At 36.0% G+C, this 18478-nt stretch carries 22 protein-coding genes and 1 CRISPR repeat array; of the genes, 19 read left to right on the top strand and 3 right to left on the bottom strand.

All coding sequences use genetic code 11. The features are described 5' to 3' along the window. Position 1 precedes the first annotated feature (1 nt). The 4 genes from cas4 to DOK78_RS12220 all read left to right on the top strand — a co-directional run bounded on the left by cas4 (position 2) and on the right by DOK78_RS12220 (position 4982). A complete protein-coding gene (gene cas4 / locus DOK78_RS12235; RefSeq protein WP_207940085.1) occupies positions 2-658 on the top strand; it encodes a CRISPR-associated protein Cas4 in 657 nt (218 codons plus the stop codon). Then, positions 655-1686, top strand: coding sequence for a type I-C CRISPR-associated endonuclease Cas1c (cas1c, locus tag DOK78_RS12230; RefSeq protein WP_207940086.1), 1032 nt, complete (start codon positions 655-657; stop codon positions 1684-1686). Before cas4 ends, cas1c begins: the two co-directional genes overlap by 4 nt. Before the next feature lie 10 nt (positions 1687-1696). After that, positions 1697-1987 carry a CRISPR-associated endonuclease Cas2 gene (cas2, locus tag DOK78_RS12225; RefSeq protein ID WP_207940087.1) on the top strand — a complete coding sequence of 97 codons (291 nt, stop codon included), beginning with the start codon at positions 1697-1699 and terminating at the stop codon, positions 1985-1987. Between the two features lie 177 nt (positions 1988-2164). Then, positions 2165-3793: direct repeats of the CRISPR family, unit length 32 nt; unit sequence GTTGCAGTCTTCATGACTGCATGGATTGAAAT. Between the two features lie 154 nt (positions 3794-3947). After that, entirely contained in the window at positions 3948-4982 is a 1035-nt protein-coding gene (locus DOK78_RS12220; protein ID WP_207940088.1) for a S66 family peptidase, read from the top strand. Between the two features lie 35 nt (positions 4983-5017). On the opposite strand, the gene DOK78_RS12215 is transcribed toward DOK78_RS12220, so the two are convergent. Further along, on the bottom strand, positions 5018-5911 hold the full coding sequence (locus DOK78_RS12215; protein WP_207940089.1) for a YitT family protein: 894 nt from the start codon (positions 5909-5911) through the stop codon (positions 5018-5020). 131 nt (positions 5912-6042) lie between these two features. Between DOK78_RS12215 and DOK78_RS12210 the strand changes: the two genes are divergently transcribed. The 6 genes from DOK78_RS12210 (at position 6043) to DOK78_RS12185 (ending at position 9883) form a co-directional block, all read left to right on the top strand. Beyond that, on the top strand, positions 6043-6396 hold the full coding sequence (locus DOK78_RS12210) for a MazG nucleotide pyrophosphohydrolase domain-containing protein (RefSeq protein ID WP_207940090.1): 354 nt from the start codon (positions 6043-6045) through the stop codon (positions 6394-6396). A 9-nt stretch (positions 6397-6405) separates the two neighbouring features. After that, positions 6406-7623 carry a CCA tRNA nucleotidyltransferase gene (locus tag DOK78_RS12205; protein WP_207940091.1) on the top strand — a complete coding sequence of 406 codons (1218 nt, stop codon included), beginning with the start codon at positions 6406-6408 and terminating at the stop codon, positions 7621-7623. A 122-nt stretch (positions 7624-7745) separates the two neighbouring features. Then, positions 7746-8201 carry a hypothetical protein gene (locus DOK78_RS12200; protein ID WP_207940092.1) on the top strand — a complete coding sequence of 152 codons (456 nt, stop codon included), beginning with the start codon at positions 7746-7748 and terminating at the stop codon, positions 8199-8201. A 64-nt stretch (positions 8202-8265) separates the two neighbouring features. Next, complete coding sequence (locus tag DOK78_RS12195; protein ID WP_207940093.1) at positions 8266-9030, top strand: DNA/RNA non-specific endonuclease; 765 nt, start codon at positions 8266-8268, stop codon at positions 9028-9030. A 308-nt stretch (positions 9031-9338) separates the two neighbouring features. Continuing rightward, positions 9339-9560, top strand: coding sequence for a hypothetical protein (locus tag DOK78_RS12190; RefSeq protein WP_243430401.1), 222 nt, complete (start codon positions 9339-9341; stop codon positions 9558-9560). A 98-nt stretch (positions 9561-9658) separates the two neighbouring features. Continuing rightward, positions 9659-9883 carry a hypothetical protein gene (locus DOK78_RS12185; protein WP_207940094.1) on the top strand — a complete coding sequence of 75 codons (225 nt, stop codon included), beginning with the start codon at positions 9659-9661 and terminating at the stop codon, positions 9881-9883. 189 nt (positions 9884-10072) lie between these two features. Here DOK78_RS12185 and rpmG read toward each other — a convergent pair whose 3' ends face one another. Next, positions 10073-10222 carry a 50S ribosomal protein L33 gene (gene rpmG / locus DOK78_RS12180; protein WP_002356321.1) on the bottom strand — a complete coding sequence of 50 codons (150 nt, stop codon included), beginning with the start codon at positions 10220-10222 and terminating at the stop codon, positions 10073-10075. A gap of 230 nt (positions 10223-10452) precedes the next feature. Here rpmG and DOK78_RS12175 point away from each other — a divergent pair, with 230 nt between their 5' ends. The 5 genes from DOK78_RS12175 to DOK78_RS12155 all read left to right on the top strand — a co-directional run bounded on the left by DOK78_RS12175 (position 10453) and on the right by DOK78_RS12155 (position 13305). Continuing rightward, positions 10453-11016, top strand: a complete 564-nt coding sequence (locus DOK78_RS12175; RefSeq protein ID WP_207940095.1) for a 5-formyltetrahydrofolate cyclo-ligase — start codon at positions 10453-10455, stop codon at positions 11014-11016. Between the two features lie 120 nt (positions 11017-11136). Then, positions 11137-11697: a rhomboid family intramembrane serine protease gene (locus DOK78_RS12170; protein WP_339076234.1), complete on the top strand. Its 561-nt coding sequence runs from the start codon at positions 11137-11139 to the stop codon at positions 11695-11697. An 18-nt stretch (positions 11698-11715) separates the two neighbouring features. After that, positions 11716-11922 carry a YqgQ family protein gene (locus DOK78_RS12165; protein WP_207940097.1) on the top strand — a complete coding sequence of 69 codons (207 nt, stop codon included), beginning with the start codon at positions 11716-11718 and terminating at the stop codon, positions 11920-11922. A gap of 1 nt (position 11923) precedes the next feature. After that, positions 11924-12892 carry an ROK family glucokinase gene (locus tag DOK78_RS12160; protein ID WP_207940098.1) on the top strand — a complete coding sequence of 323 codons (969 nt, stop codon included), beginning with the start codon at positions 11924-11926 and terminating at the stop codon, positions 12890-12892. 17 nt (positions 12893-12909) lie between these two features. Continuing rightward, the gene (locus DOK78_RS12155) at positions 12910-13305 is read left to right on the top strand and encodes a rhodanese-like domain-containing protein (protein WP_207940099.1); all 396 of its coding nucleotides are present in this window, start codon (positions 12910-12912) and stop codon (positions 13303-13305) included. Positions 13306-13396: 91 nt separating this feature from the next. Here the strand turns inward: DOK78_RS12155 and DOK78_RS12150 are convergent, their stop codons facing one another. Next, the gene (locus DOK78_RS12150) at positions 13397-13564 is read right to left on the bottom strand and encodes a DUF3042 family protein (protein ID WP_207940100.1); all 168 of its coding nucleotides are present in this window, start codon (positions 13562-13564) and stop codon (positions 13397-13399) included. A 161-nt stretch (positions 13565-13725) separates the two neighbouring features. Here DOK78_RS12150 and DOK78_RS12145 point away from each other — a divergent pair, with 161 nt between their 5' ends. Genes DOK78_RS12145 through DOK78_RS12130 form a run of 4 tightly spaced genes read left to right on the top strand, consistent with a single transcriptional unit; the run spans position 13726 to position 18424 of the window. Continuing rightward, on the top strand, positions 13726-14883 hold the full coding sequence (locus tag DOK78_RS12145) for a galactokinase (RefSeq protein WP_207940101.1): 1158 nt from the start codon (positions 13726-13728) through the stop codon (positions 14881-14883). A 42-nt stretch (positions 14884-14925) separates the two neighbouring features. Continuing rightward, the gene (galE, locus tag DOK78_RS12140; protein WP_207940102.1) at positions 14926-15915 is read left to right on the top strand and encodes a UDP-glucose 4-epimerase GalE; all 990 of its coding nucleotides are present in this window, start codon (positions 14926-14928) and stop codon (positions 15913-15915) included. Positions 15916-15926: 11 nt separating this feature from the next. Continuing rightward, on the top strand, positions 15927-17405 hold the full coding sequence (gene galT, locus DOK78_RS12135) for a UDP-glucose--hexose-1-phosphate uridylyltransferase (protein ID WP_207940103.1): 1479 nt from the start codon (positions 15927-15929) through the stop codon (positions 17403-17405). 17 nt (positions 17406-17422) lie between these two features. Beyond that, positions 17423-18424, top strand: coding sequence for a substrate-binding domain-containing protein (locus DOK78_RS12130; RefSeq protein WP_207940104.1), 1002 nt, complete (start codon positions 17423-17425; stop codon positions 18422-18424). The last annotated feature ends 54 nt before the right edge of the window (positions 18425-18478 follow it).

Below are 18478 nucleotides of genomic sequence, written 5' to 3'. Positions count from 1 at the left end.
TATGGACTATAAAACAGATGAATATCTAATGCTTTCGGGGATCCAGCATTATGAATTTTGCCCACGTCAATGGGCATTGATTCATATTGAACAGCAATGGGAAGAAAATCTACGGACGGTACAAGGACAACATCTTCATCGAAATGCAGATCAACCTTTTATGAAAGAAAAACGTGGCAATAAAATTGTTTCACGATCAATGCATGTTCAATCCCATGAATTGGCAATCACAGGTATTTGTGATGTAGTAGAGTTCATAAAAGATAAAGATGGAGTAGAAATTCCGAAATTAGGCGGTAAATATAAGATTTATCCTGTCGAGTACAAGCGTGGAAAACCGAAAATGAATCATTCAGATATATTACAATTAGTTGCACAATCGATGTGTTTAGAAGAAATGCTTGTTTGTACGATTGATAAAGGATATTTGTTTTATAATGAAGTAAAACATCGAGAAACAGTTTTGATTACAGATGAGTTGAAAAATGAAGTTAGAACAGCATTGATAAAAATGCAAGATTTGTATCGAAAAAAACATACGCCACGAGTGAAAACAGGGAAATGGTGCAAAAGTTGTTCTTTACAGAATATTTGTTTACCACGGTTAATGACGAAAGAATCGGTGGATCGATACATTGAAAAGAGGTTAAGCGAATGAGAAGGCTTTTAAACACTTTATTTGTAACACAACCCGATCATTATTTGTCGCTGGACGGGGACAATATTGTATTGAAAAATGATGGTTCAATTGTGGGAAGAGTTCCTTCCCACAATGTTGAGTCTGTAGTAACTTTTGGCTATACAGGAGCAAGTCCAGCCTTGATGGGATATTGTGCGGAACGTAACATTTCGATTGTTTTTTTAGATAGAAATGGTCGTTTTAGAGCAAGAGTTATCGGAAGTAGTCAAGGAAACGTTATTCTACGTAAAGAGCAGTATCGAGTTTCTGATGATGAAAATCGTTCTGCACAAATTGCTCGAAATTTTATTTTAGGAAAAGTTTACAATCAACGATGGATTCTAGAAAGAATGACTAGAGATCATGCGTTAAGAATTGACACGGAACGCTTTAAAATAGTCACTCAAAGCTTAGCAGATACGTTGTCTGGTATCCGTCTATGTGAAGATTTAGACGAATTAAGAGGTTTGGAAGGGCAAGCTGCATTGATGTACAATAGTGTATTCAATGAGCTTATTCTACAACAAAAAGAGGATTTTTATTTTTATGGACGTACTCGCAGACCTCCGACAGACAATGTAAATGCAATGCTATCTTTTACGTATACTCTTTTGGCGAATGATGTTGCAGCAGCGTTGGAAACAGTTGGTTTAGACGCATATGTAGGTTTCTTACATCGGGATCGACCAGGACGAGTTTCCCTAGCGCTTGATGTAATGGAAGATTTACGTGGCGTTTATGCGGATCGCTTTGTTTTGTCACTGATTAATAAAAAGGTAATGACCAAAGACGATTTTTTTGAGAAAGAGAATCAAGCTATAACTATGACTGATGATGGAAAAAAGAAATTTTTACAAGCTTGGCAACAGAAAAAGCAAGAAAAAATTACTCATCCATACCTTGGAGAAAAAATAAGTTGGGGCTTAGTACCATTTTCTCAAGCATTATTACTAGCCAGGTATTTACGCGGGGATATAAATGGTTACCCCCCATTCTTTTGGAAGTAGGTGAAAAGTCTTGCTTGTATTAGTAACGTATGATGTAAGTACCTCCAGTACTGGTGGTCAAAAACGTTTAAGAAAAGTATCTAAAGTATGCCAAAACTACGGTCAGCGTGTGCAAAATTCAGTATTCGAGTGCGTAGTTGATGCTGCACAATTTGAAATGATGAAAAACGAATTGAAAAAGTTAATTGACGAAAGTAATGATAGTTTGAGGTTTTATCGACTTGGAAATAATTATAAAACAAAGGTTGAACACATCGGTGCAAAAGAATCGTTAGATATTGAAGCACCATTGATTTTTTAGTGCGAATCGCATGCTCCCATAAATTCTCTAGAGTATTCGCACCTAAAAAAAACACCAAAATGAGAAAACGATGAGAAAATAAATGCGATTGTATTAAATTTTACAAGAAAATACATATAATCGGGCGATTTTCATCGAAAACAAGTCGATTTTGGCTTGTTTTTTCTCTTAATCGCCGTTGCAGTCTTCATGACTGCATGGATTGAAATAAAGATAGTAACGTCTACTTGAGAGACGCAGGTAGTTGCAGTCTTCATGACTGCATGGATTGAAATATTTGTAATCGGTGAAATATCCTCTTCATTACTACGTTGCAGTCTTCATGACTGCATGGATTGAAATTAAATGTATGCCCATGTTATCTTGTGTTGCTCCAGTTGCAGTCTTCATGACTGCATGGATTGAAATTTTTTTAGCAGTAAGCATCAGGCTTAGATAAACTGTTGCAGTCTTCATGACTGCATGGATTGAAATTGACACCCGTTTATTGACACGTTGACCAATGTAATGTTGCAGTCTTCATGACTGCATGGATTGAAATATTCATAGTTTTACCGCGTTGTCAAGGGGTCATCGCGGTTGCAGTCTTCATGACTGCATGGATTGAAATCGCCCACTGTGGCAAAGGGCTTACCATTAGCTTGTGTTGCAGTCTTCATGACTGCATGGATTGAAATTAATTCCATTACATACAGATTCCTGTATCTTTTCGTTGCAGTCTTCATGACTGCATGGATTGAAATACCTCTTACTAGCCGAGCAAACCATCGACACCGAGTTGCAGTCTTCATGACTGCATGGATTGAAATTATGCTATTTACTCTGGGTTTAAAATTACTTAAAGTTGCAGTCTTCATGACTGCATGGATTGAAATTTTAGTCATTTCCAACAGATTTTTTCGCAATGAGTTGCAGTCTTCATGACTGCATGGATTGAAATAGGTCTGCGGTACATAGCCAACCACCCATAATTACGTTGCAGTCTTCATGACTGCATGGATTGAAATCTATTTAGTAGTTTTGAACGAAACATGAAATCGAGTTGCAGTCTTCATGACTGCATGGATTGAAATTAAATGAGCAACACAAATAACCACACAGACTGTGGTTGCAGTCTTCATGACTGCATGGATTGAAATCTTGATTTGTAAAATCATAATTTGCAGTCAAAGGAGTTGCAGTCTTCATGACTGCATGGATTGAAATGATGAAATCTTGTAACTCCTCGATAAGGTCGTCTGCGTTGCAGTCTTCATGACTGCATGGATTGAAATTGGCTCCATAGCGTACGGACATTTAATAGCGTACGTTGCAGTCTTCATGACTGCATGGATTGAAATATTCCAATAGGTAAACGCGCTAGGGTGAAATGATGTTGCAGTCTTCATGACTGCATGGATTGAAATCCCCTCAATCATGAGGGGAACCTATTCGCCATAGGGTGGTTGCAGTCTTCATGACTGCATGGATTGAAATCTCCGGCATTTTATAGCATACGATTTTGTCATTTGTTGCAGTCTTCATGACTGCATGGATTGAAATTACATTGTTGATACATCACTATATTGGCTTGTTGTTGCAGTCTTCATGACTGCATGGATTGAAATGCTGATACGATTTTGAATAACGAAGTGCTGCTTGGTTGCAGTCTTCATGACTGCATGGATTGAAATTTACATCAAAAAAGGTTAGTCGAGAATTTTTAGGTTGCAGTCTTCATGACTGCATGGATTGAAATGGCAAGGAAGGCTTTGTTGTGTTGTGCGGTTAGTGTGTTGCAGTCTTCATAACTGCATGGATTGAAAGAAAAGAAGTCAAAATATATGAAGTTAGGAGTAATTTGCATTTTTTCTGACTACATAAACTAAAATAACAAAGAATAAAAAGATGCTTTATACTATTATAAAATAAAGAATCAGTATTAAATATTCTTAAACAATAACAATTAAGAGGTGAGACAATGATTAAACCAAAACCATTATCTAAGGGTGATACTATTGCTTTTATCACACTTTCTTCAGGAATGGCAGGAGAAGAAATATTTCAGTATCGCTGGGAAATTGCGAAAAAACGGCTAGAAGCATTAGGGTATCGAGTTGTATTAACACCTAATGCGATACAAAGTAGTGAGTATATTCATCAACATCCTGAAAAGAGAGCACAAGATTTGATGGATGCTTTACAAAATCCAGAAATTGATGCCATTATCTGTATGATTGGTGGATCAGATACTATTCGACTCTTGCCTTATATTGATTTTGAGATTATAGCAAATTATCCCAAACTGTTTGTCGGTTATTCAGATACTACCATTAATCATTTTATGTTTTATCATGCGAATGTTGCATCGATTTATGGACCAACTGCTCTGGTTGAATTTGCTGAAAATAAAAATATACATGAGTATACCCTTACTCATTTTTTAGAATTAGTAGCAGGAGAGAAGTCATCTATTCCATTAATCGCCAGCCCGCAATGGACAAGTGAATTTTTGGATTGGACAAATCCTAAAAATGCTGAAATTCGGCGCACTATGCAAAAAGAGCAATATTTTCATGAATTTTTGCAAGGTGAAGGAGTAGTACATGGGAAACTATTAGGAGGATGTTTGGAAACATTTCCGATGATGATAGGAACTAAAATTTGGCCACGATTAGAAGAATGGAAAGGAAAAGTTCTTTTTATCGAAACCTCGGAGCTAAGTCTTTCTCCCAGTCTTTTTGCTATTATTCTAAGGGGGTTAGCTGCGCAAGGAATTTTTCATCAAATTGCCGGTATTCTTATGGGAAAACCAGTGAATGAACAATTTTATGAAGAGTATAAATCAAGCTTAATTCAAATTATTTCTGAAGAATGTCGCTTAGAAGAATTACCAATTGTCTATAATTTAAACTTTGGGCACACTGCACCAATCATGAGCTTGCCTATTGGTTGTACAATCGAAATTGATTGTATGAAAAAATCTTTAATTCTTCTTGAATCTCCAGTAAAATAACCAGTCCATTTAATTCTAAGTGGGCTGGTTAAATTTTAGGCTTTTTTATTTGCCGAAAATATTTTGTTTTTAGGCTTCAAATAACTAAATCCTTCGCCTTCTACTTCATGGACATTGATAACTGAAACAAAGGCTTTTTCATCTGTTTCGTGGACAATCCGTTTTACTTCAGAAATTTCACGTGGACTGACAACGATATAAATGATATTTTTTGTTTGGTTTGAATAACCACCTTCACCATTGAAATAAGTTAAACCGCGTTCGAGTTGCTGCATTAATAAAGGCGCAATCTCTGGATTTTTGTCAGACATGATTAAAATACCTTTAGCTGAGTAACCGCCATCCAAAATGGAATCAATGATTTTAGTAAAGACATAAGCGAAAATTAAGGTGTACATCATACGATTTAAATTGATATAAGATAATGAAAGAATCAAAACAATTACGTCAAAAATTAGTAATGACTTTCCAACAGAAATTCCAAAATTTTTCTCTACAATACGTGCGATAACATCACTACCACCTGTTGTTCCCCCAACTTTATAAATCATGCCACTACCAATTCCTGTAATAACACCAGCTAGTAAAGCTACAATGAGCAAGTCGTGTTGTAAATCGATGACTAATGGGATTTTTTGCCAAAAGCTTAACCAAAAAGATAATCCCACAGTTCCCAAAATTGTGTAATACAAAGCACGTTTACCTAAAATTCGTCCACCAATAATTATTAAAGGGATATTTAAAACTAATGTGCTAATTGCAGGATCAATTGAAAATAAGGCGCGCAAGATTAATGTAATTCCGGTGATGCCACCTTCTGCTAAATCGTTAGGGATATTGAAAAAAACAATACCAAATCCATAAATAGCTGTGCCTAGAAGAATAACTAAAATATCTCGAATAGTTCGAAATGAAAAAATTGTTTGCATACTGTTCCTCCTTATAAAAGAATCGTTCTTAATGTAGCATGTAAATATTCAATAGACAATAGTTCTTTTCTATGAATTCTTTTCTCAATTTGTTAAGATAGAAAAGGAGAAATTTAGAGGAGTGGATGAATGTGGATAAGCAACGTTCTTTAGTATCAATGCAAGAGGAAGTTGATGCGTATATTCAACAATTTAAATCAGGTTATTTTAGCCCGTTAGCACAAATGGCGCGTTTAACAGAAGAAGTTGGGGAATTAGCTCGAGAAGTTAATCATCATTATGGTGAGAAATCTAAAAAAACAACAGAAGCTGCCAAAACAGTCGCAGAAGAGCTAGGTGATGTTTTATTTGTGACAATGATTATGGCGAATTCTTTAGACATTGATTTGACAGAAGTTTTTGAAGAAAATATGGAAAAATTTAATCGCAGAGATAGCTACCGTTTTGAACGAAAAGATGGGAAACAAACTGCGGAAGATAAATGAGGTGATCTGATGAAATTAGAAGTAATTCCTCAAGAATATCAAACAGCATTACCTATTTTGAAGAAAATTGAAGATGCAGGATTTGAAGCTTACTTTGTAGGGGGGAGTGTGCGTGATGTCTTATTAGGCCACGCCATTCATGATGTTGATATTGCGACAAGTGCTTTCCCAGCTGAAATTAAAGAGATATTTCCTCGGACCATTGATGTAGGAATTGAACATGGAACGGTTTTGGTTTTAGATGAGGAAGAACAATATGAAATTACGACGTTTCGTACAGAATCTACCTATCAAGATTTCCGCCGTCCCGATCATGTTGAATTCGTTCGGTCTTTGGAAGAAGATTTGAAACGGAGAGATTTTACGATCAATGCGTTTGCTTTAAAAGAAGATGGTGAAATTATTGATTTATTTGATGGCTTAGCTGATCTTGAAAATAAAGTGTTGCGTGCGGTTGGAAATCCTCATGAACGTTTTCATGAAGATGCTTTGCGAATGATGCGTGGTTTGCGATTTGTTAGTCAGTTAGGGTTTCAATTAGAGCAAGAAACGTTTGCATCGATTTATGATAACCATGCGTTATTAGAAAAAATTTCAGTTGAACGTATCAATATTGAATTTATCAAATTATTGCTTGGGAAATATCGCAGACAAGGCTTGCAGATGTTTGTTGAAACAGAATGTTATAGTTATTGCCCTAAACTGCGGGCGTATGGTGAATCCTTATTACGTTTTGCGGAATTAACCGATCAGCAAATTAACAAAGAAGTTCATGCGTGGGTGTTGTTAATTGACCAACTAGGCTTATCAAATAAAGAAATTCGACCGTTTATGAAAGCATGGAAGTGTTCGAATGATAGTATTCGTACGACACAAGCCGTATTTATGGGCTTGCAATTTAGAAAAACACAAGCTTTTACGAAACCATTACTTTATGTATTAGGTGAAGAACAAGCTATTTTAACAGAAGAATTACTGCCGTATTTTGGTTTAGAAAATGATATAACTGCTGTAAAAGAAGCGTATCGGCAATTAGTTATTCACTCTCTGCAAGATTTAGCAATTAGTGGGCATGATTTATTGGCTTATTTTGATAAAAAACCTGGAAAATGGATGAAAGAAATCTTGACGCTTTGTGAGCAAGCTGTGGTAGAACAAGTAATTCCTAATGAGAAAAAAGAGTTGCTTAACTATGCAGCAGCTGCAATTGAAAAAAACGAATGTTAAGAATTTGATGCACAATGAGAAAAACTAGTTCTTCTCATTGTGTATTATATTTACTAGAGACAATTGTTATGCTACACTAAGTATGTGGAATTTATTAACCAATAAGGTAAGGAGAGTTCAATATGGCTAGACAAATGAAAGCGTTAAAATTACTTTTCCGAAATGGAGAAACTTGGACAATCGATCGTCGTTACATTGGTGATTTATGGATCAAGCAAGTTTCAACAAGCTTTGGTCGTATTAAAGGCAGTGACTTTGTAGAAATTCACCCATGTGAAGCATTTAAAATTGAAATCTTCCAAGAAGGCGACCATGTATCAACACACGATATCAACTTAGGTGGTTTGGAATCAGGAATGTTTGCACGTGCCTTAAAATATGAAGATATCGAACGTATGGAATTATTATACGAAACAGGTCATCCTGATGTTATTTATTTCCCATACAAAGATAAATCAACTGATGGATTGGATAATGCATACCAATCAACAAAAATCAGTGAAAAAACTAAAAATCTTTACATTGTTATCGATCCAGAAAATACTGTAGATGATATCTACGGCAAACACTTCGAATAAACAACAGGCGAGAATTCTTTTTAGAATTCTCGTTTCTTTCTGAAAAAATATAAGGTGGAATGATATGGCAAAGAAAAAAAACAATACACCGACAAATACTGTTAAAGGGGTATTGTATTCACTTGTTGCGTTGCTTGTTTTCACGGCGACAGCTGGACAAATTGACTTGTCAAAAGTGGATTGGTCCGATCCAACAACTATTTTGGATGCGTTTGATGATACACCAGAACAGTTAGCAAATTATCCGCAGCTTGATGCGTTACCAGAGTATGATGGTACAAATATTGTGGTGACACTAAATGACAATCATACGACGTTTACCGAACAAGAATTATCACTTGCCAATGGACCCTGGCAAACTTTTTCTCCGCTTGATTCTCTCAACCGTGTTGGTTCGGCAAATGCGTTATTACATAAAAGCATGATGCCAAAAGAAGAGCGAGGAGATATTTCGAGGGTCTATCCATCAGGTTGGAAACAAAAGAAACTAGATGATGGAAAATGGTTATACAATCGCTCGCATTTGATTGCTTTTCGTTTTACTGGAGAAAATGATAATTGGCAAAACTTATTTACTGGTACGCAACAAATGAATCAAAAACCCATGAAAGAATATGAAGATAAAGTAGCTAATTATTTGAAAGAGACCGGTAATCATGTACGTTATCGGGTAACACCGTACTTCAAAGGCGAAGAACTTGTTCCGCGAGGGATTCAAATTGAAGCGCATAGTGTGGAGGATCAAGAATTATGCTTTAATATTTTTATCTATAATATACAAGATGGTTATAGCATTGATTATGCTACAGGTAATTCTAGAAAAATTTAAAAAAGTCACGATTACTATGAGTAGTCGTGGCTTTTTTTAGTGAATACACAGTCAAAAGGAATGATAATGGTTTATAAAGAAATTATAGGATATCTAAGATGAGTATCGGTTTACTCTTTTTGACTTCAGGATGTGCATTAAACTTCTTATGTAAGGCATATATCTACCATGGACGCATGGGAAAATAGGAGAGATTTATGAGTAGTGAACATGTCAATGTTATTAGGAATTTTTTACGTTAGAAAAACTATAGCGAAGAAGCTATTGCTGGAATTTTAGGAAATATTCAAGGGAAAGTTGGAATAAGTATGGATCCGGATATCTATGAGATGCATGGACCTACTTATGGAATCGTTCAACGGGATGGTTCAGCATATCCTCTAGTGGGAACTCCTATAACTAATGGTAGTGAATATGTGAGAAGAATGATTACACAAGCGAGAATTGTGAAAGACTATCTACAAGTAAAATTACTAGATTGGTTGATGTATAAAGGGCAATTAAAGATATTTAGTTTTCTTTTTTATTGATATTAGATTCTTTCATAAATAATTTTATAGTGACTACAATTCCAAATGAATATGCGTAGCTTTTATATACCAAAAAACAATTGCATAAAAGAAGGAGCATGGCTAAAAAAGCAATTATTATATCAAAATCACTAATTAATAGATTTAATAGTCCAAATGTCAAAAAAATTAAAAATAAAGTAAAAGATAAAAATATAAGAAAAGAAAAAAGGGAGAGAAGAACAGCGATTCGTTTCTTTTTTTTGCTTTCTAAATCAGGTGAAATAAGCTCATCAGTAAAAATTACAAAGTTACTTAAAAATTCTAATAAAAGTTCCATATAAATCCCTTCTTTAACATAATACAATGTAATCATTACTTCTTATTTTATCAGCTAATGAAACCAAATAAAGACTTGGATCAGATAAATTAGAAAAATAAGAAAGTATATATTCTAAAGACTTTTGAAAAGCCTGAAAAATAAAAGCGTCGAACACTTGTTTATCAAGAATTCGACGCTTATTTTCAAACTATTATTTAGTTTCACGGTGTAAAGTAACTTTTCTTTCACGTGGGCAATATTTTTGTTTTTCCAAACGATCTGGATTGTTACGTTTGTTTTTGTTTGTTAGGTAGTTACGTTCTTTACAAGAAGTACATTCTAAAGTAATGTTTACGCGCATTTGTTTTCCCTCCCATATATCTAGAATATTCCAAGATCTCTCTCTCAGACCAAACTATAATATCACGTTTGTTCAGAGAAATCTAGCCTTTTTAGCAAATTTTGTTAAGTAATTTTACTTGACGATTCTTCCGCGTTTAATTGAAGGTTAGTTATAGGCGGAAGAGGGGTTCCATGTTAAAATAAAGGATGTGTGTAAGGCTTTGATTATAGTTAAAGGAGTGTGAATTTATGGAAAAAGCGGAACTACGTCAGTCAGGAATAGTTGTATTAAAAAAGCTGGCGGAACATCCTAAAAAGAAATTAAAAAAAGAAGAAACGATTTTAGCTCTCTTTTTTGCTTCACGAATTTGGAAAGAAGCCAAAGTTATTGGGATGATTCGTTCAACATCATTTGAATTTAATACTGAATCAATCATGAAGCGTGCATGGGCAGAAAATAAAGTTGTCGTTATTCCTAAATCATTACCAAAACGGCAATTAGCTTTTTATGAAGTAGATGAAAGAACCGCTTATCGGACGACGAAGTTTGGTGTTGATGAACCAGTCAGTGCTTTACATGTTTCTAAAGAAGAAATTGATGTCTTGCTTGTTCCAGGCATTGTTTTCTCCAAAGAAGGGTATCGTATCGGTTTTGGTGGTGGTTTTTATGACCGATACTTAGCAGAATATCAAGGACAAACGTGTAGCTTGGTTTTTTCGGAACAATTAAATAATCAATGGCAACCGGATTCCTTTGACCTTCCAGTAGCGCGGATTTTTACAGATAGCTATAAAGGAGTGACGTATGAATAATTTATCGTTTAATCGTTTAAAACGAACACCTTTTTGACGTATACTTTTTTAACTATCCAGGTGGTCGTTTATCTATTAGCTTTTCTGTTTCCAAGTCTATATATCGAGTTTAGAGGAGCAATGTTTGGACCGTTAGTGGTACATGGACATGAGTATTGGCGTTTTATTACGCCCATTTTTATTCATTATGGATTGATGCACTTTGCAGTCAATTCCGTGGTTCTATATTTTATGGGACAACAAATTGAAGCTATCTATGGGCATGTGCGCTTTTTAATTATTTATTTAATCAGTGGTTTTGCAGGAAATGCTTTGAGTTTTGCTTTTAATCAAGCAGGTGTGCAGTCAGCAGGTTCGAGTACTTCGTTATTTGGTTTATTCGGTGCATTTGTTATTTTAGGTGTTCATTTTAAAGGACATCCAGCAATTCAAGGGATGGTTCGACAATTTACTTTGTTTATTGGAATGAGTTTACTGTTTGGCGTTTTTGACCGTTCAATAGATATGTGGGGACACATAGGCGGCTTACTTGGTGGTTTGTTATTGGGCAATGTTTTGAGCGTGCCAAACAACTCAAAAAGCTATTCGATTCATCTTCGAATTATTTCAGGTATGATTTTAGTATTTTTGCTTATTTTTTGTATCGTGTACGGTTTCAAAAAATACGAAATACTTGTATAATGTTTAGGAAGTGTCTTTATGGAAACTTTATATGATGTCCAACAGTTATTTAAACAATTCGGTTTGTATATTTATGTCGGCAAACGTATTTATGATATTGAACTGATGGCAATTGAATTAAAAAAGCTATTCGAAGCGCGTGTGATTGACCGAGAAACATATTTAAAAGCACGTGGTATCTTAAATCGAGAACATCGCATCGAAGAAAGCAGGAAGGGTTTTTAGGATGGAAGAAAAGAAAATCATTGGAATTGACTTAGGAGGTACCACAGTCAAATTTGCGATTGTGACACTTGAAGGAGAAATCCAACAAAAATGGAGTATTGAAACAAATATTTTGGATGAAGGTTCACACATTGTTCCAGAAATTATTGAATCAATTAATCATCGTTTAGATTTGTATGATTTGAAAGCTGAAAACTTTGTTGGGATTGGTATGGGAACTCCAGGAAGTGTTGATCGTGAAAAAGGAACAGTTATTGGTGCTTATAACTTAAACTGGAAAACGTTACAATCCGTTCGTGAACAAATTGAATCAGGTACAGGAATTCAATTTACATTAGATAATGATGCGAATGTGGCTGCTTTAGGTGAACGTTGGAAAGGTGCGGGTGAAAATAACCCAGACGTTATCTTCATGACATTAGGAACCGGTGTTGGTGGCGGTATTATTGCAGAAGGAAACTTATTACATGGTGTCGCAGGCTGTGCGGGAGAAATTGGTCATGTGACAGTCGATCCTTATGGTTTTGAATGTACGTGTGGCAAAGTAGGCTGTTTAGAAACAGTTGCAAGTGCGACGGGAGTTGTACGTGTTGCTCGTCAATTGTCAGAAGAATACGCAGGTGACTCTGAATTGAAACGCCGTTTAGATGATGGTCAAGATATCTCAAGCAAAGATGTGTTTGTTTTAGCTGAACAAAATGATCCATTTGCCTTAATGGTTGTTGACAAAGTTTGTTTCTATCTAGGTCTAGCTTGTGGAAACTTAGGGAACACGTTAAATCCATCAAGTATTGTTTTAGGTGGTGGTGTATCGGCTGCAGGGGAATTCTTACGAAGCCGTGTTGAAAAATATTTCAATGAATACACATTCCCACAAGTAAGAGAAAGTACACAAATCAAATTAGCACAACTAGGAAATGATGCCGGTGTAATTGGTGCGGCTTCATTGGCTTTGCAATTTATAAAATAGAAAGGTAGAAACAAAACATGAATTTTTTTAATACGTTAACACTAGTTTTACTTTTAGTTCTAGTTTTCATGGGATTAAATTGGTTATATTACTATATCTTAGGAAAACGTTCGGCTACAATTATTGAAGAAGAAGAATTTCGCGAAGGTATGCGTAAAGCGCAAGTGATTGATGTTCGTGAGAAAGCTGAATTTGATGCGGGACATATTTTAGGTGCCCGTAACATTCCTTATACCGTGTTGGATACTTCGATTTCAGCAATTCGTAAAGATCAACCAGTTTATCTTTATGATCGTTCAAAAGCATTAAGTGTTCGTGCGGCGAATAAATTACGTAAAAAAGGATATAAAAATATTTATATCTTAAAAGATGGCTATGATAGCTGGACGGGTAAGACTAAGCAGAAAAATTAAAATAAAAAAACGAGAGATGTTTGTTGTGAGACTCAAAAGTTAGATCAAAAATCTAACTTTGGGGTTAAACACAGACATCTCTCGTTTTTAATTATCTTGCGAAGCTTTTACGATTTGCTTTGCGGCGTTTTTCATCATTGACTGCTTCTTTTTCTTCAATTGGATCAATGACTTGTTTTTTTATTGTGGCAATCAAGCCGATTGTTGCTGCAGTTGTAGCAAGAGAACCTACGACAAATCCTGTAACAAATTTTTTCATTGTTCCTTCACCTCACTTCATTTATCTTACTTACATTATGAATGAATATGGGAATTTTGCAAAGTAATATACCATGTTAAATTTATTTTAATAAAAAATTTGAAAATATTTACTAAATATTATACAATGTATTTACTAATAAAAAAGGAGCCGGTAATAAGATGGAAAAATTAGAAAAGGTTTTCAATGATATTTTTGAAACAAATGCCACGGGCAACTACTTTGCTCCCGGACGTATCAATTTAATCGGTGAACATACAGATTATAATGGCGGTCATGTATTTCCCGCATCAATCACCTTAGGAACATATGGTTTAGCAAGCAAGCGAGAGGATCAGCTTGTGTGCTTGTATTCTGAAAATTTTCCAGAGAAAGGCGTGATTACTTTTTCAATCGATGAACTGAATTATGAAAAGGCGCATGATTGGGCGAACTATCCGAAAGGGATGATCCGCTTTTTAAAAGAAGCAGGACATTTGATTGATTCGGGAGTAAATATCGTTTTCTATGGCAATATTCCAAACGGTGCGGGTCTTTCATCTTCTGCTTCGATTGAACTTTTGACAGGAGTTATCTTAGAAGATTTGTTTGCTTTAAGTATCGAACGTTTAGATTTAGTTAAAATCGGCAAACAAGTGGAGAATGAATTCATTGGTGTTAATTCAGGAATTATGGATCAATTTGCTATTGGAATGGGCAAAAAAGACCATGCATTATTGTTAGATACAACTACCCTAAAGTATGAAGTCGTTCCAGCAATTTTTGGTGAATATGTGGTGGCTATTATGAATACGAATAAAAGACGAGAACTTGCTGATTCCAAATATAATGAACGCCGTGGAGAATGCGAAGAAGCGTTACGCCGATTACAAACACAGTTAGCTATTCAAACATTAGGTGAGCTTGATGAAGTAACATTTTTGGCAAATACTGAACTAATTGGCGATGAGACATTAATCAAACGTGCAAAACATGCTGTAACAGAAAACCAGCGAACGTTAAAAGCCCGTCAAGCATTACAAAAAGATGATCTAGTGACTTTTGGAGAATTATTAAACGCTTCGCATGCATCATTGAAAGAAGCGTATCAAGTGACCGGAATGGAATTAGATACCTTGGTTACAGCGGCTCAAAAGCATCCGAGTGTATTGGGGGCACGAATGACCGGTGCTGGCTTTGGTGGATGTGCGATTGCTTTAGTCAAACAAACCGATTGGCAAGATTTTGTAGAAACTGTTTCTAACGAATATTTAGACAAAATTGGTTATGCGACCGATATTTATCAAGCAAGCATTGATGATGGTGCAAGAAAGTTATAAGATAAGACAAGAGTATTTAAAAAACGAAAGCGAGGACAACAAATGTCTATTTTAGTATTAGGTGGAGCTGGTTATATCGGCTCGCACGCTGTGAATCAATTAATTCAACGTGGTGAAGATGTTGTAGTGATTGACAATTTATTGACTGGGCACCGTGCGGCTGTGCATCAAGACGCACGCTTTTATGAAGGGGATGTTCGTGACAAAGCATTTGTAGCAGAAGTTTTTGAAAAGGAAACGATTGATGGTGTCATTCATTTTGCAGCAAGTTCGTTAGTTGGAGAATCCGTTGAAAAACCATTAAAATACTTCAATAATAATGTCTATGGCATGCAAATTTTGTTAGAAGTGATGCAAGAACATGAGGTGAAACACATTGTCTTTTCTTCAACAGCCGCTACGTATGGCGAACCAGAAGTATCACCGATTTCAGAAACGACCCCAACGAATCCGAAAAATCCATATGGTGAAAGTAAGTTGATGATGGAAAAAATGATGAACTGGTGTGACAACGCATATGGTATGAAGTTTGTAGCTTTACGTTATTTCAATGTTGCTGGGGCAAAAGCAGATGCTTCGATTGGTGAGGATCATACACCCGAAACGCATTTAGTTCCAATTATTTTACAAGTGGCATTAGGGCAACGCAAAGCATTATCTATTTTTGGGGACGACTACAATACACCAGATGGCACGTGTATTCGTGATTATGTCCACGTAGAAGATTTAATTGCGGCACATTTATTAGCCTTAGATTATTTAAAAGCTGGGAATGAAAGCAATGTCTTTAATTTAGGTAGCAACAATGGTTACTCTGTAAAAGAAATGTTAGAAGCCGCTCGAGAAGTCACGCAAAAAGAAATCCCAGCAATCATCGCCCCACGTCGTGCAGGCGATCCAAGCACATTGGTCGCTTCAAGTGATAAAGCAAAAGACGTATTGGGTTGGGAACCACAGTATACAGATGTGAAGAAAATTATTGAAACTGCTTGGAATTGGCATGTGAGTCATCCAAATGGGTATGAAGAGTAGGAGTTGAGGGGATGTTAAGTCAGACAATTGCTGATTTTGCCACGCTTGCGATTGCAGCAGGTGGTTGGATGGAAATGGATCGGTTATATTTGCATAATCGTATTTTAGGAATGATTGGTGAAAATCAGTTGGAAGAATTTGAGGTGCGTCCTGTGACACGTCCATCAACTGAATTGTTAGATGAATTAATAAAAACTGCACAAGCAAATCAAGTGATTGATACTACGTTATCGGCTATTGAAATTTTAGAAGGAGAGTTGATGGATTTCCTAACGCCACCGCCTTCTGTGGTCAATGCTTTTTTTGCTCAGCATTATGCTAAAAAGCCTAAAGAAGCAACCGATTACTTTTTTGAGCTATGTAAAAATAATGATTACATCAAAACACGTGCCATTGCGAAGAATATTTATTTTCCTGTGCAAACATCTTATGGTGAATTAGAAATCACTATTAACTTATCCAAACCTGAAAAAGATCCAAAACAAATTGCGGCAGAACGTACTGCTACGACGAGTCATTATCCGAAATGCATGCTTTGTATGGAAAACGAAGGCTATCAAGGTCGCGTGAATTATCCAGCACGAACCAATCATCGGATAATTAGAATGAATCTAGCTGGTGAATCGTGGGGCTTTCAATATTCACCATATGCCTATTATAATGAACATTGTATTATCTTATCAGAAGAACATCGTCCAATGGAAATTAGCTCCCAAACTTTTGAACGTTTGTTACAGATTGTCGAAGTCTTACCACATTATTTCGCAGGTTCAAATGCTGATTTGCCAATTGTCGGTGGGTCAATTTTATCTCATGACCACTATCAAGGCGGTAACCATACGTTTGCGATGGCCGAGGCGCCAATTGAACATTTATTTGCCTTAAAAGATTTTCCAACGATTGTTGCTGGAACAGTTCAATGGCCAATGTCAGTTATTCGGTTACAAGCAACAGATAAAGAGCAATTGATTGCTGCTGCGTCACATGTGTTAGCCAATTGGCGTACCTATTCTGTACCAGAATTAGACATTGTGGCATTTTCTGAAGATGGAACATTGCATCATACCATTACACCAATTGCTCGTAAAAAAGGTGAATTCTTTGAGTTGGATTTAGTTTTACGTGATAATAATGTATCAGAAGAATACCCAGATGGAATCTTTCACCCTCACCAAGATGTTCACCATATTAAAAAAGAAAATATTGGTTTAATTGAAGTGATGGGACTAGCCATTTTACCACCTCGTCTGGAAAAAGAGCTGCAAGAAGTAGAAAAATTCTTATTAAATCAAGAAAATCATTTAGCAGAAAGTCACCGTATCTGGGCAGAACGAATGAAAGTAAGCTATACAATTTCTGAAGAAAATGTTCGGGCTATAATGGAAAAAGAAATTGGCCAGATATTTATACGCGTGTTAGAAGATGCCGGTGTTTTTAAACGAGACGAACAAGGGCAACAAGCTTTTATAGCCTTTACCCAAACACTTTAATAAAAGGAGGAGAGATCGTGGCAACCATTAAAGATATTGCAGATAAAGCAGGGGTTTCTCCTGCTACGGTCTCACGTGTCCTCAATTACGACCCAGATTTGTCTGTTGGACAAGAGACGAAGCAAAAGATTTTTGAAGTAGCTGAATCATTGAATTATACCAAACATAAGAAAAAACGGCGTGAACAGTTTGTGATTCGTTTGGTTCAATGGTATGACACAGCGGAAGAACTGGAAGATTTATATTATTTATCGATTCGTTTAGGGATTGAGAAAAAAGCAGAAGAGTTAAATATTCAGTTGCTAAAAGAATCGCTTGATCAATTGTCGGAAACGACTACTGCGGGAACGATTGCATTAGGGAAATTTGATCCTAAACAGATTCGTTTGTTAGAGGAATTAGAAGGAACCTTATTATTTGTGGACACAAACGATACCATTCATGGGCATGATTCCATTGTGGTTGATTTTACTCAAAGCATCGAACAAGTGCTGGATCATTTTATTCAAGAAAAGCACGAAAAAATTGGGATTCTATCAGGAATCGAATATACCAAACGCAGTAATTATGAAATTAATGATCCGCGTTTCAGTGCTTTTAAGGAGCGTTTGACTCAATTAAAATTGTATCAAGAAAACTATCATCTACAAGGAGCTTTTACGGTAGAGGGTGGGTATCAAGCGATGCAAGAATTTTTGAAACAAGAAAAGGAGTATCCAACCGCTTTATTTGCTTCAAGTGATGCGTTGGCGATTGGTGCAATGCGTGCCATTCAGGAGCACGGTCTGAAAGTGCCAGAGGATATTTCTGTCATTGGATTTAACGATGTCAGTGTAGCAAAATACGTTAGTCCAGCATTATCAACTGTTCGTGTCTATACAGAATGGATGGGAGAACTGGCAGTCTTAACCTTGATTGATTTGATTAAAGAGCAACCACCTGTTTCAAAGCGAAGTGTCTTAGCGACCGAATTGATCTTACGCCAATCAACATTAAAAACGCAAAAGAGTCTGTTATAGACTCTTTTTATTTTGAATAGAAACTTTGGTCTCAATTCTAACTTTTGTGGTAGA

Origin of the sequence: Enterococcus sp. DIV2402 (genome assembly GCF_017426705.2) — a bacterium.
Taxonomy (GTDB): domain Bacteria; phylum Bacillota; class Bacilli; order Lactobacillales; family Enterococcaceae; genus Enterococcus_F; species Enterococcus_F lowellii.
This window is presented reverse-complemented; position numbering and strand designations above follow the sequence as displayed.